The sequence below is a fragment of the Paenibacillus psychroresistens genome (assembly GCF_009728935.1).
GTDB lineage: Bacteria > Bacillota > Bacilli > Paenibacillales > NBRC-103111 > Paenibacillus_AC > Paenibacillus_AC psychroresistens.
Map to the genome: position 1 here is coordinate 6,860,508 of NZ_CP034235.1, position 14,846 is coordinate 6,875,353.

The following is a 14,846-nucleotide window of genomic DNA, read 5'->3' on the forward strand; positions in this document are numbered from 1 at the left end:
CCTTTCTTATGATGACTAGTACCGTCCTGCTTGGCTTCTTCAGCTTTCATAAGTCTATTTTACTAGTTAATGAAGCTGCTCTGCTATAAGACGATCATAAACTTTACAGGCACATAATTGGCTTGTTAGCATTAAGGAAACAAAAACGCCATATCGATTTTTACGATATAGCGTTTCCTGTTAACCTTCATAGTTTTCTGGAAGTACCGGATGCTTAATAATAATTTTCGTACCTTTGCCTTCTTCACAAATAATTTGCAACCCATACGCTTCCCCAAAATATAGTTTCAATCTTTTATTCACATTTGAAAGCCCTACACCTCCATTAGTATTCTTAGCTTGCATGCCATCCATCGGCGGATTATTCAATCCCTCAATGATATGCGGTGGTATTCCCTTGCCGTTATCGATTAATTCAAAATAAAGATTATTGCCTTCAAGCTTGCCTGTTAGGATAATCTTCCCTGTTTCCGGGTTATCGCGTATCCCGTGATGAATCGCATTTTCGATTAATGGTTGAAAAATGAGTCTCAGCAAAGGCAGCTTTAACGTATCCTCATCCACCTGGATCATAATTCGAAATGGTTTGTCTAAGCGTGCTTTTTCGATATGAATATAAGCTCTTAAATGCTCAAGCTCTCGGCTAACCGTGGTTAGCTCTTGACCTTGATTGAGACTTAAACGCAGTAGATTACCTAATGCAGAAACCATTTCACTGATTTCCTTCATATGGCTTTGCTCCGCTTTCCAGCGAATCGACTCCAAGGTATTGTACAAAAAGTGCGGATTGATTTGATGGCTCAACACCTGAAATTCAAGCTCTTTTTTAGTTTTCACGGATTTATGGACTTCTTCAATCAAGTCATAATTCTTGCTGCGCATTTGATCAAATCCGCGGTAAAGCAGACCAATCTCATCCTGTCTTTTTAAATATTGCAAAGGCATGGCAACGTTATTGCTATCCATCTTCCTCATCGATCGTACCAAATGCACAATTGGATTAGTGAAAAAATTCGTGATATAAAGAATCATAATGATACAGGAGAGAATGTAGCCTAAGATAAAATAATACGTCACGTTGCTAATTTTGCTAATCGACTTTGTCATTTCACTTAGAGGTATCGTGCTTACCATGGTCCATGGCTGCTGCTCTAATTTCACAAAAGTAGCGAGAAATTTGGTTTTACCCAGCTTGATGATTTCTGTACCTTCACCGCTCAAGTCTATCAAGCTTATTAACTCTGGGGATTCAAGGATGGTGCCGATTTTACTCTTCACGGGATGCGAAATAATGACTCCATGAATGTCGAGCAGAAAGGTTTCTTGCCCATTCAGCCTTTGCGGTGTCGACATATATCGATAAATATTATCCTCTGATAAATCCGCAATAATAAGGCCTCGAGGTACGTTATCATATAGACCCGTAAAGCGTTTTACATAGGAGATAATTGGAAAAGGATACAAATCGGCATTGTCAGCTGGCATGAATAAATACCAAGAGGGTCTGCCCGTTTTCTTCACTTCAGTAAACCAGTTTTCATTGCTAATATCATTTCCATAGTAGAAATGATGAATATAAGCAAAATAGGGTACCGTTAGGAGCGGGTAAACTCGAATCCGATAAGCGTCTACAATGGGTTTCTTCTCGTATATGAAATCCTCCAATTCAGCGGCATAGGCTTCCTCTTCGGCAGGGCCTTTCGGCTTGGCAATCACCAGATCCTGCAGCTTTTTAGTCCCAATCAAAGTGTTCATTTGTTCGTTTAAATCCTTTAAATAATCTTCAAAGTTTTTTTTAGATTGGATTAGAAAATCCAGCGAAAACGATGCATTAGCATCGGAAATGCCTTTAACGGATTGATTATAGGAATAATAGGCCAAGAAGATGAAAGGCAGGATAATAAAAATAAAGAACAACACAACGATTCTTTTGCGGACTGATACCGAATTGACCAGAAAGGATTTATTCTTCATGGATGCCTCGCATATTGCGATATTCCTTCGGTGTATACCCTACAACTTTTTTGAATATTTTGGTAAAATGGACCGAGTCCTTGTACCCTACCTCCTGGGCCACTTGATAAATTCGGAACTGAAGATCATTTAATAGCAGCTTCGCTTTATCAATTCTGACAGCAGTTAAGTATTCGAGAAACGGGGTTTGCTTCTCTTTTTTGAATAATTTGCTAAGCCACACAGGTGTAATATGCACATGATCCGCAACAAGCTGCAACGTTAAATTATCCGCATAATACTTCGATATATAGGCTTCTGCTTCTGTAATAATCTGATTATTAGGCTGGTGATTCAGCTTAAAGCTTCTTGCAATTTCAATTACATAGTTCATTGTGCATTTCTGCAAGGAATCCAACGTATCGAATTGCTCCATTTGCTCCCAGACGGCAATTAAATTTTGCTCGCGCCAGCGTTCCTTCCAGCCAGCTGCTTCCGCTTTTTTAAACAGTTCAATGAGCCATTCGAAAGTAAGCTGCTGAATATCTTTAATATTAGTAAAAGACCAGCCTTTAACCATCGTCGAGAATGAACGAAAGCATTCTTCAATTTCAGCTTCAGTCCCAAATTTAATTAAATCGACCACTTCTGCCACATTCCGCAATGTCACTTGAGCGTTGTTATTCTCCTCCTCCATATCATCTGATCCGATCAACCGATTCCCACCAATTATCACTTTACGTTCGAGAATTTCAATTGCTTTATGATAAGAAGAATAGAGCTTATTCACCCCCTCCACATCTGGACTTATACTTATAGTCACGTTAACTTTTACATATTTATTCAACCGCTCGATAATAAGCTTAGCCAGTGATTCGATCACCTCAAGCTCCTTGTTCTGCTCATAATTAACCAATAGCACCCAGCGTTCTTTCTTATCTGCGAATAAGGCAAATGGCTCAAAGCACTCTTCCTTGAGGGTTTGATTGATCACATTTCCAACACCGAATATAACCAATTCTTTCTCACGGCGATACTTTTTCTTTTCTTCAATGGCTTTTAAATCATCGACTTCAAGCACTAAAAGCGCGAATGCATGGTCCTTTAACCACTCCATTTGCACAGATTTCAGCTGATCCGCAATCCAACAATCCGATTCAACAATATGCTCCGCATCTAGAAGCCCTCTGAGAAATTGCTCCTGCAATTGCGGAATCGCATGATTTAGTTGTTTGTCACGAAATAATTGATTTTGCTTATCAAATTGCTCAGTTTGGATATGGTTAATCGCCTTGCTGATAATTTGCTGCAGCTCGTCTATATTAATTGGCTTTAAAATATAATCCATTACCCCTAGCTTCATGGCTTCCTTCACCGATTCAAAATCATCATATCCGCTAATGACAATAGATTTAGCGGCGAATAGTTTATCCCGATACACATTCTTGATAAACTCTAACCCCGACATGCGATTCATCTTTATATCTGTCAGGATAATATCGATATGATTTGCTTGGACGACCGCCAAAGCCGTATCCCCATCATCTGCTGTTAACACGACATCAATTCCATACTCATTCCAGGGAATGACCGTTTTCAAGCCTTCGCGAATTTCCTTCTCATCATCGACAATTAATAGTGTGTACATGAACATCTCACCCTTTTTCAAGAAGCAATAGTTGCACCCCTTAATAGTATACCCTATAAACCTTTATAACTAATTAGTACATTGATTATTATATTCAGAATATATCACGATAAAACAAGGAAATCAACCGCTTTCATGTTTACTTTTACGAATAAAAGTTGTATATTTGGTATAATAATAATTTGGAGATGAATCTACTTGGTATCTATGGATAAACGCATTCCTTTATACATTCAGCTTCGCACCTTTGTTCTTGAGCAGATTCAACAGCACCATTGGCAATCTGGTGATCGCTTACCCTCTGAGAATGAGCTTGCGAATCAATTTGGTGTCAGCCGAATCACTGTAAAAAATGCACTTAAGACTCTCGTCAAAGAGGGATTAATTTATCGCATTCAAGGGCGAGGCAGCTTCGTTTCAGCACCTGGTGCTGGAGAACCCACACTCCTCACACCAGAATCAAATCCGAACACTCCACCCTTAATTGCCTACATCATGCCATGGTTGAGGAATAGATTTACGGCTAACTTATTGAGTGGTGTTGAGGAAGAACTAGCTAAATCCGGCTATAATGTCTTGTTCTATAGATCACATGATACCCAACAGAGAGAAAAAGAACTGATTCATCAAGTGATCCAGCTCGGGGTCAAAGGCATTATTATTTTCCCAGTTGACGGTGAGCATTTTAATGAAGAGCTTGTACAGCTTACCTTATCACGTTTTCCCATTGTCCTTATCGATCGGGAAATGCGCGGAATTGCCGCTAATAGCGTTTGCTCCGATCACAGCGGTGGTGCTTATACTGGAACTAAATTCTTAATTGAACAAGGCCACCAGCAAATCGCTTTTATTAGCTCCAGCCAGCACGGAACCGCAAGTGTGGAGGAACGCTTGATTGGCTATGAAAAAGCTCTATCTGATCACGGTCTTCCGATCCACCATAACCTGCGACTTTTGAACGCAGGAGCCGATGATATTGAGAATTTCTTGAAAGAACACAACGAAATCACTGCTGTTTTTGCCGAGAATACGGGTACTGGCAATCATGTCCTTCATATTGCAGCTAAGCTCAATCTCCCCATTCCAGACCAGCTTTCCTTAGTCTTCTTTGATGACTATGAGTACTCCGAGCTATCGCGAATCCCACCTACTGTCATCGTTCAGCAAGAGGAAGAAATCGGCAAGGAAGCCGCGAAATTGCTCATTTCGCTAATTAACAACCCGTTGCAGGAACGCAAAAAAATTGTTTTGCCTTCTCATTTGATTGTTCGCCAATCAACTAAACCTCATTTGATTAGAGTAGCAGTGGACGCGGGGAGTTAGATTTACAGAAATGGAATTTAAAAACGAAGACCCCCTAAGAGATCTTAAGGCGTCTTCGCATTTTCTATTAACACTCTATTGATGACTTGTCGGATGCTCCGGGGTTAAAGGAATTTCATCATTAAACAGTCGATTAATATCGCCAGTCAGCCTAAGATAGAGATCTGCTGAAACAGCCACTCCATCTGCATCTAAGGTAAGGAAGTACTGATCCGTTGGGATCATTGAGCTATTCTCGGCTATTTTGGCAATGGCTGTGCCTTCATCATACTCATCAAACATCGCCACATACCCCGTTGAGATCCCGATACTCTTTAAGTTGATAGCCTGCCGCCACATAAAGTCGCCGTGCAATCTCGGATTTTCATTTTTAGGACCTTTGCCTTTAGTTAAGTTAGACCATGCAGAACCCGGCCAAAGCACCGGTTGATAATCTATGTGGTGAAGCTCGGTGTAGGTGAAATCGGGTTTCCATTGGCTATATTTGAAATGATCCGCCCCCTCAAGCTTTCCAAAGCGCCCAACAAACCACGGAGATAGCATATCTAGTGATTTATAAACCTCCTCGAAACCAGGCTTTGAGTCTTTATTGCCTGAACGCCAATAAGTGGGTACCCCGCCGATCACATAAAACCCTTGGTCTTTGAACCACTGGATGATTGCGGCAGATTGCACGGCGTCAGCTGGTCGGTCGTTAAACCCAATTCCCCAGATACAAACAACTGGCTTCCCATCCTGTTTGGCATAAGCACTTGAGCCCGTCAGATTCATCGTACTTACGATGTTAGTGGTCCAGTCATGTTCAACCGCATTTACCCAAGTCTCAGCATTCATTCCTGTAATATCATACATCACATAAAATTTACGATCATACGCTTCCGCGGCATTTTTCACTTTTACAGCTACACTATCGCGATTCTTCTTCCAGTTACTTGGTTTGTCACTCACTTCTGCTCCAAATCGCTGCAAGGCAGCACCTGTTATATTGTAGGTCTGCATCCACTCAAAATGCTTGTTAACCGTCTCTTGATCATAGGACGAAAACAACATAGCAGGCTGTCCATTTCCAAAGTTAGCTAAATTAGTTTTATATAGCTTTGAATACTCTCTAATGTCCGGATATAGCTCAAAATTTACATTAGGGGTATTGGCATTGGCTTCAGGAGCCTTACTATTCTTAGACCAGTGAGTCCAACCATTGCTCGCCCCATCACCCACTCCATTAAACCAGCCTTGATAGCCAGCATAAACCTTGCCTAAGACATCCCCATCCCTAATCAGTTTTGGTGTAGGTATAGGTGTCGATAAGGACGGTACTGGCGTTGTCTCGGTTTTGCTCGATATTACTGCTTCCGATTTACAGCCTGAAATCAAGCTAAAACATAGGACAATCCACGTGAATCTTTTCATAACTCCTCCTTAATCAGCTTGGCATGAACTACAAATCTCGCATCTTTAGACGCAGCTGAGCATGTCGATAAAGTTATAATGGTGTCTGTCTCGGTAAGCTCGATAGAGGTTGAATGGATCGATTTAGCCTGAATTGTCTTCAAGAAAGCCAAATATTCCACATCCGTACGAAAATCTGTTTTTATATAATCGAACTGTGAATCCGTTGTATAAGCAGAGAATATTTGCCACTTTTCATCCGCATACAGTGTATCGAATTCAATAATCGACTTATTGTCAAAATTCCATTTACTCTGATAACCCAGTAGATTAGCAAACATAGCACCTGTACGCATGTCATGGCCATAGATAATTATATTCCGATTTGGCCCATCCGCTAAATTCCGATAATCCATAAAGATACTTCCAGCTGGATTCTTAACTTTGTTTACATCGTTGTCCAAATAGAATTCATTATCCTTTGTTTGCGTTACTGGATAATCAATTTTAGTGGAGTTAATTTTAATCCATCCAACGATTTCTGCATTCTGCTTAAGCAGCTCAAGGAATTTAGGATTAGGTTTTTTCTCAGGTAGGACCTGCTCATTATGTAAATCATCATCCGAGCTAAATGGTTGGTAGGTTGAGGTCACTAGCGTTGTTTGAGTTACTTTAGGCGGTCCGGCAACATACAATTCTCTTATTTCTGCATAAGTTTTCTTGTTCTCAGAGCCGGCATTTACATATGCCACAATTTTATAGGTGGAAAATAGGAATACAGCTAAAGCAATACTCAGTACACACCATTTAATCCAATGTGCAGCTACTCGATTCACTCGTCCCTCTTCGTTTAAAAAGGGACGTTCCTCCGCCATTTTCAATGACATGAGAACATCCCCTCCTTTAGGTAGTTGTGTTGATTAAATCCGTTTAATTACGATTGTTTAATAAATGACTTTCTTACCGAAAATAACAACGCTGCGGAACCAGCTGCAAGCAGAACATACAGCATCACACCAGCATCACCTGTTTTTGGATTGTCGGCAGCAGGAACAGCGGCTTCAGCTCCACCGCTAGCTTTTACGAACTGAATATCGCCTACATTCACATCACCGCTGATGAATACTACGTAGAGATCATGTACGCCAGTAACACCTGTAACATCTGCTTCAGACCATACATATTTCTGCCAATCCCCTGAGGACTCATATTTAACCGTTGCAAATGGTGCGCCTTTGGGATCATCCAACACGAATGCGATTTCACCAGCAGCATTTGGAGTTGCAGCTTCAACCTTTACTTTCGATGCACCCTCTGCACCAAAATCTATTCCGCCGAATTTGGCATAGTTGCCAGCTTTAATGTAGCCTAAGTTTTTCTTATCATTTTCCTCAATTCTTGGGCCTTTTCCATCATCATGCTTGCCCGTGTCACTATTCAGATCTGTGTTTTCACTTGGGGAAATCTTATCATAAGGACTGATTGCTGCGAACGCCAAGCTTGCACTGCTTACTACCATAATCATAACTAAAGCCAGAACCATTAAAGATTTTTTCATTGTTAACACTCCTTTTTCCGAATAAATTTAACTGCTAGGTACTAATAAAATTTCTAAAACAGATAACGCCAATTTCAACTACCCAAGAGCTGGTTGCTATCCATCCAGCTCGCACCACTTACCTCCTTTGCTTAATCGGCGCTCTCTGCAAGCGTTTCCATAAAGTGAAGTTTACCCTTGCTGTTTCTCATAATGATCTTATATTAAAGTGATATCCCAATAATAGGAGACAATATTAAACTTTTAAGGTTAAAATTAGCTTCTTTAATAAAATTCAAATTTATTCACATTAAACAAGTAACCAGCCTTCCCTTTAAACACAAAATAAACAGTATGCTTACCGGTCGGTACCTGATTTAGCTTACCTGATACATCCTTCCAGGTTTGCCAATTGCCTGTTACGGGAACGGTCAGGGTAGTGAGCAGTGTCCCCGTTATCGAATCGACACGCATTTCTATGGTTCCACCTGCACCCGCTGAAGCAACTCTTGCACTAATACCATTCATTCCAGCTAGGTCCATGTCTTTATAAGCAATCCAGCTCCCATTCTCGATAAAACCGAGATTGCTGCCTGCACCTTTGTCCGCTGTCGCTTCGGTTTGAAGAGCTCCTACGCTCCAGCTGTCATAAAACTCGGCTTGTCGATCTTTGGAGAGAATTTTAATCGTTGATGCTCCCGTTACGGGATTTGCATTAGTCGCGCCGTTATCCGTATAAGCTGCCGTAAGGTAATAAAAGGTATTCTCAATATTAGTATCACTTAAAGCTGTTTTAAAAGAACCTGTGCAGCCCGTTTGGGTCGCGTCAGGATGAGAATGCTCATCGTGCCCAAGCGCGGGAGTTACTTTAACTTTGGAGCAATCGATTGTTGCATCTTCTGCATCTGTAACGGATATCGTGTAATTAAGCGTATCTCCCCAAGTGAAGAATCCGCCTGCGGATGGTGTGGTAATGGTCACAACTGGCGCATTATTCCCCACTGTAATCGGGATAGTCATCGAAGCAGCTTCATCCCTGCTGTCGGTAACCGTTAGCTTAGCCTTGTAATTCCCATTCTTCGCATAAGAGTTGCTTGGATTAGGTATTGTGGAATCCGTTGTGCCATTATTGTCAAAATCCCAAGCGTACGTTATTCGATCACCATTCATATCTACTGTGCCTTTTGTGTTGAAGGTGACTAGTAAAGGAGCTAAACCGCTTGTTTTATCAGCTGATGCCTCGATTGTCGGAGCTAAGTTTCCTCCACCGCCTGTGTAAATGACTTGCGATATTTTGCCGTCTGCTCCGCCACTCCCATATTCAGCGATATAAAGATTCCCGTCTTTCGCTACTTTTGCATAAATCGGATGGTCAAAATTTAAATTAGTTAGAAAAGGGTTGATTTTCAGTAAGTCTCCCTTGTCATCGAGCTTGACCTCTTTAAACCACTGCCGTGAGAAATCATAAATAATCAGCGACTTATCCAGATAAGCTGGCAGTTTAAAAACATTGGTGTTCGCCTCATCAAACTTATAAACGGATGCTACCGCAGCAGTTCGCCCAGTTCCGTCCGTCATCTCAGGAAATTCAATGCTCTTTCCGTATGGATAATAAATCAAGGCGTTTTGTGCTGCTGGTAAGCTCTGCCCGCCCGTATTATTGGGAGAATTATTGAGTGGGACATCGCAATTAAAAGCAACTCCCGACTTATGCGCAGCAAAATCATAATCCACATAAGCTTTATTATTAGCAATGCAATAAGGCCAGCCGTAATTTCCAGCTGTCTTTGCTTGGTTGATTTCATCGTAGCCTTTACGGCCTCGCAGCAGATTATCCGCACCAGCATCAGGTCCAACCTCGCCCCAGTAAAGCGTATTATCATAAGGACTAACAGTTAGCCTGAACGGGTTCCGTGCCCCCATGATATAAATTTCAGGTTTTCCTGAGCCATCCGTAAATAAATTGCCGCTTGGTATCGTATAGGTCCCATCCGCTTGCGGTCGGATTCTTAATATTTTGCCACGGAGGTCGTTTTTGTTGGCTGATGATTTCTGCGAATCCCATGCTGAACGGCCCGCTCCCTCATCCAGTGGTGCAAACCCATCTGAAGCAAACGGATTCGAATTATCGCCGGTAGAAAGATACAAATTGCCGTCGGCACTAAATTCCAAATCCCCTGCATGATGACAGCATTCTGCTCTTTGGGTGGGCACGCTCAATAAGAGCTTTTCAGAAGCTAACTCGATCGTATCGCCTGACACTGTAAAACGTGAAATGCGGTCTTCCTCTGTCGCTCCAGCAGGTGAGTAATAGAGATAAAGCCAATTGTTGGCAGCAAAATTAGGATCTAGCGCAATACCCAACAAGCCTTGCTCATTTCCGCTGACCGTTTTCAAGGTCACTGCCGTTTTAGTCACCTCTGTTTTTGGGGAATAGACGCGGACTCTGCCGCCAATTTCAATCAGGAACATCCGTCCATCAGGTGCAAAATCAAAGCCCATCGGTGCTTGAACAGCAGAAATGAGCTCCTGCTTCTGGTAATTGAAATTAGAATAAACTGTTGCTGAACAATCCCCTTCGACCTTGCCTGCTGCCCACAGAATTCCGCCTAAGATATGCTGCTGGAATTGAGAATCGCTTGTATAGCTTTCAATGGCATGCCCCATTCCCGTGTACCACGATTTACCGCCATCGTACTTTTGACACCACGAGATTGGATGATCAAAGCCCATTTTGCCGCCAGTATAGCTTTTCTCATCTACAGTTGCGAGTACATGAACAGAACCCCGTGGATTATGGTGATAGTTATACCATTCATCTATTCGTGACCAGATGGTTGGTAAATCTGCCGTGGAACCATGAGCTTTATCCGCTACCTTCACCGTCGCTTGGGCAACAGCCGGATGATCCGTGAAGAATGCTCCAACCAGATCTCCATACCATGACCAAGAATGCAGCGTATCGGAGGCAGAGTGAATACCCACATAGCCATGCCCGGATTCAATATACGCTTGAAAAGCAGCCTGCTGAGCCTTATCCAACACATCGCCTGTTGTGCTCAGAAAAACGACCGCCGCATATTGAGCTAAATTGTCTGCTGAGAATTGGCTCGCATCGTCGGTTGCATCGACTCGGAAGTCATTCGCCTTACCTAATGCTTGGATAGCTGCAATTCCAGCAGGAATTGAATCATGATGAAAACCTGCTGTTTTACTGAAAACGAGCACTTTGAATTCTTTGGCAGGAACTTTAGTTGACTGAAGGTGTGGAACAACAAAGAAGCCTACTAGAAAAAAGCTAATTAATAATAGAAAACCCAGTATTATCTTCACTCTAGCTTTTTTCACATTAGTCTAATCTCCTTTATGGGCGGGGGCTAAAGATGCTGGCAACTTACAGAGGTGCAGAAGTGGAATGGGGCCAGATCGATGATATAAGGTGCAGAATTGCACCTCATTTATCGGAATGGGGCCAGATCGATGATTTAAGGTGCAGAAGTGCACCTCATTTATCGGAATGGGGCCAGAACGATGATATAAGGTGCAGAATTGCACCTCATTTATCGGAATAGGGCTAGACCGATGATATAAGGTGCAGAATTGCACCTCATTTATCGGAATAGGGCTAGACCGATGATATAAGGTGCATAAATGCACCTCATTTATCGGAATAGGGCTAGACCGATGTTATAAGGTGCAGAATTGCACCTCATTTATCGGAATGGGGCCAGATCGATGATTTAAGGTGCATAAGTGCACCTCATTTATCGGAATGGGCCCAGATCGATGATATAAGGTGCAGAAGTGCACCTTTTAGAAGAACACCTTAACTGTCTTTATTTCAAATGCATGGAAATCCAGTAACACTTCAGCCCCATTAACAGGAAGCTCCAAAAGTTCTTCCTCCAGCATATTTACCAGAGTAACTCTGCTTGGAATCGTGTTGAATCTCAGCCACATGCCATTAACAGCGGAACGCTCTGCTTCGTATAGGCGGATAATGTAGGCTTTGTCAACCTCTGCCGGCTTAACGGTTTCCAAAATCACATTTGAAGCACCTACTTCAAGAAAGGAATTAATCTCGCGGTTTGAGCTGCCATATGCCACCAAAGGCTTAACATTCAGCTCATAGGCCGGACGAATAACGGTTTCTGCACTAAAGCCACCTTGATGCGGCAGCAGACTGTAGGTCACTTCATGGAGTCCTTCATCACCACGCGGATCAGGGTGAGTACCGCCTTTATGCAAGGACAGTCGGATGTCGGAACCATCAACGGATACCCCATATTTGCAATCATTGAGCAAGGCAATACCGAAACGATTTTCCGAGATATCCGTCCATTTGTGTGCGCATACTTCAAACATACTTTGATCATAGGTCGTATTGGTATGCGTTGGACGCTCCACATGCCCAAACTGGATTTCATGACGTGCACTATGAGCCAGAATATTAACATTAAAACCTACCTTTAGAAGCTGATGCTTCTCTCTCCAATCGATAATCGTTTCAAAATCCACCTGCGGACTATTGGCATGGAAGACAATGTCCTGTTTAAGCGCAGAATTAAGCCCAATACGATAATGACTTCTGATCCTAAATTGCAGCTCACCATCCGCCACGACATCTCGACAGATAAGCGTATTTTGCAGCTTCAGCTTACCAAAAACATCTCGGTCAATATCCCAATTATCCCAAGCCCCCGGAAGGTCTTCACCCATTAGAAAAGCATTGAGTGGATAACCGCTGCCCCTGAGCTCACGAGCTGAAGTTTTATCTATAAACGAGACAATATAGCCATTTTCATCAAATAACACAATTGCATAAGGAGTCTCTAAGCGATTGCCTACCATTTGAAAAGGTGAAGCTTTAGCCACCGCAGAGTTACTTACACTTACACGCTTAAGGTCAATGACCTGCGCTCCCAAGGCTGGCAGCTCCACTCCACCAATTAACAGGCTTTTTCGCCCAGCTATATCTTCAATCCGTTGGCTAATTAACGAAGCTTGCTCTGGAATAAACCCATCTGGAATTTGATTTACAGCAATTGTGCCCGTTCTAGTCCAGCTAAGTGTATTCCAAACCGTTATCGATTCTGGCTTGGCAACAACAGCTTTTGCTAACAATGCTGCTGTCATCTCCTGCGCTTCACGAATGATATCATTGACTTCGCTAATCGCTCGATCATGTACTTCTGGAATGGATGTGCCTGGCAAAATATCATGGAACTGATTAATCAGCAAAATTTCATAAATTTCATCTCGTCTTGCAGAAGGAGCAGCTCCTCCATTAACCCAGCTCCAAACCTCTAGAAGCTCCAAATTCTGCATTGCAAATTCTGCTTTACGGTTATTGCGCTTGATCTGATGCATCTGGGTAAGCGTCCCGCGATGCCCTTCGAAGTAGAGCTCACCTACATGCAGCGGTGGATTAACTGCTGTTTGCTCCAGCTCTTGCATAAAGCGGCTGACGGTTGTATGCTCAGCTTTCGGAGCACCCTCCACATCCTTCATACGTCTAGCCGCTTCCAGCATTTCATACTGCGGACCACCGCCGCCATCACCATAGCCGTATGAAATCAAACGACTGTCCACTACCTGTTTCTGTGTAGTGTCATAAACTCGCTGGATCAATGTCTCGGCGTCCGGCCAGCAATGGATGCTGTTAAAATGAGTCAGCACGGTTGTTCCATCCAGCCCTCGCCAGCGGAAGGTATCGTATGGAAACCGATTCGTATCGTTCCAAGAAAGCTTAGTCGTCAGAAAATAACGCACGTGGAAGCTCTCCATAATTTGCGGTATGGCTGCACTGTAACCAAATGTATCTGGCAGCCAGAAGGTATCTGCTGTATAACCGAAATGCTCTCGAGTGTAACGCTGCCCCTTGAGGAACTGGCGCACCATAGATTCACCTGAGACTAGGTTGCAATCACACTCAATCCAAACGCCGCCGTTTGGCTCCCATCGCCCCTCAGCAATGCGCTGCTTCATTCCCTCGAAGATAGTCGGGTAATGGCGGCGCATCAGCTCTGCGTGAAATGCAGAGCTTTGAATAAAGGTATACTCCGGATATTGCTCCATAAGAGAGAGCACATTGGCATAGGTTCGTGCACATTTGCGAATCGTTTCATCACGCGTCCACAGCCAAGCCGTATCCATATGAGAATGTCCGATTATGCCTGCTTTTGGTGCGGAATCCGCATTCTTCTGCTGCAAAAGTGGCTTTATTATTTCACAAGCTTTCTTAATCCCAGGTCGCCAGATGTCCTCTGACACTTCATCTGGTGATTGCTCAAGAACCGTAAATGCTTCCAGCAGTGCGTTAACTATTCGCCCCCTCCGGAACTCATCAACTCTTCCTGAACTGGATAATTGGTTCAAGGTACGTAAATCGAACACAAAATCCTTAACATCTTCCTTGCAAATCATAATATCGATAGATTGAAAGACTCGCTCGAAGCGGTCATGATAGCCATCATTGGATTGGTAGGTTTGGTAGGGCTGTGTGCCAAAGCAAGGATGGCCTGCATAGCCCTCAAAAGCAAGCTCATAAACCGCTCCTACCTTGGCCTCATCCGCCAATAGCAGGGTATGATGGTTTCCCCTATTTTCAGCTTCTTTGGCATGTGTGAAAATCCCTTTAGGCTTGCCGTTAACCCAGAAAAAAGCTTCCACCCCATCTGTTTGCGCGCTGACGAATAACTTCTTGCCTTTTAAGCTTGCTGGGATTTCAAAAGTACCTTTAAACCAAGCCGACTCCCAAGCTTTCCCCCACGCCAACCCACTATGTGCTTTTTTCCACGAATCATTTTCGCTAGGAACCTCATACAAGTGCTCGCTAGTTTCCATATAACGTACAGGAACATCTCCGACTTTTTGAAAAATATAAGGCAAATACACTTCTTCGATTTTCTTCAGCTTGCCTAGCGTTTTATGAATTTGTTTCTCATTAATCATCCTGAATACCCCTCATTTCATATTTGATACTATTTTACATAA

9 protein-coding genes are annotated in these 14,846 nt (G+C 42.8%); 2 read left to right on the forward strand and 7 right to left on the reverse strand.

The window, feature by feature from the left end:
- Window positions 1–180: 180 nt before the first annotated feature.
- A complete protein-coding gene (locus EHS13_RS30930) occupies window positions 181–1,974 on the reverse strand; it encodes a sensor histidine kinase (protein ID WP_155704065.1) in 1,794 nt (597 codons plus the stop codon).
- On the reverse strand, window positions 1,964–3,601 hold the full coding sequence (locus tag EHS13_RS30935; protein ID WP_162463332.1) for a response regulator transcription factor: 1,638 nt from the start codon (window positions 3,599–3,601) through the stop codon (window positions 1,964–1,966). Before EHS13_RS30935 ends, EHS13_RS30930 begins: the two co-directional genes overlap by 11 nt.
- A gap of 207 nt (window positions 3,602–3,808) precedes the next feature.
- Between EHS13_RS30935 and EHS13_RS30940 the strand changes: the two genes are divergently transcribed.
- Window positions 3,809–4,924: a GntR family transcriptional regulator gene (locus tag EHS13_RS30940; RefSeq protein WP_155704067.1), complete on the forward strand. Its 1,116-nt coding sequence runs from the start codon at window positions 3,809–3,811 to the stop codon at window positions 4,922–4,924.
- A gap of 75 nt (window positions 4,925–4,999) precedes the next feature.
- On the opposite strand, the gene EHS13_RS30945 is transcribed toward EHS13_RS30940, so the two are convergent.
- The 4 genes from EHS13_RS30945 to EHS13_RS30960 form a co-directional block, all read right to left on the reverse strand.
- Window positions 5,000–6,334, reverse strand: a complete 1,335-nt coding sequence (locus EHS13_RS30945) for a glycoside hydrolase family 99 protein (protein ID WP_227013606.1) — start codon at window positions 6,332–6,334, stop codon at window positions 5,000–5,002.
- Window positions 6,331–7,200: a class B sortase gene (gene srtB / locus EHS13_RS30950; RefSeq protein WP_155704068.1), complete on the reverse strand. Its 870-nt coding sequence runs from the start codon at window positions 7,198–7,200 to the stop codon at window positions 6,331–6,333. Before srtB ends, EHS13_RS30945 begins: the two co-directional genes overlap by 4 nt.
- A gap of 47 nt (window positions 7,201–7,247) precedes the next feature.
- Window positions 7,248–7,871, reverse strand: a complete 624-nt coding sequence (locus tag EHS13_RS30955) for a carbohydrate-binding protein (protein WP_155704069.1) — start codon at window positions 7,869–7,871, stop codon at window positions 7,248–7,250.
- Between the two features lie 264 nt (window positions 7,872–8,135).
- Window positions 8,136–11,198: a ThuA domain-containing protein gene (locus EHS13_RS30960; RefSeq protein ID WP_155704070.1), complete on the reverse strand. Its 3,063-nt coding sequence runs from the start codon at window positions 11,196–11,198 to the stop codon at window positions 8,136–8,138.
- A 35-nt stretch (window positions 11,199–11,233) separates the two neighbouring features.
- On the opposite strand from EHS13_RS30960, the gene EHS13_RS30965 reads away from it, so the two are divergent.
- Window positions 11,234–11,422 carry a hypothetical protein gene (locus EHS13_RS30965; protein WP_155704071.1) on the forward strand — a complete coding sequence of 63 codons (189 nt, stop codon included), beginning with the start codon at window positions 11,234–11,236 and terminating at the stop codon, window positions 11,420–11,422.
- 241 nt (window positions 11,423–11,663) lie between these two features.
- Here EHS13_RS30965 and EHS13_RS30970 read toward each other — a convergent pair whose 3' ends face one another.
- Complete coding sequence (locus EHS13_RS30970; protein WP_227013608.1) at window positions 11,664–14,804, reverse strand: alpha-mannosidase; 3,141 nt, start codon at window positions 14,802–14,804, stop codon at window positions 11,664–11,666.
- Window positions 14,805–14,846 lie beyond the last annotated feature (42 nt).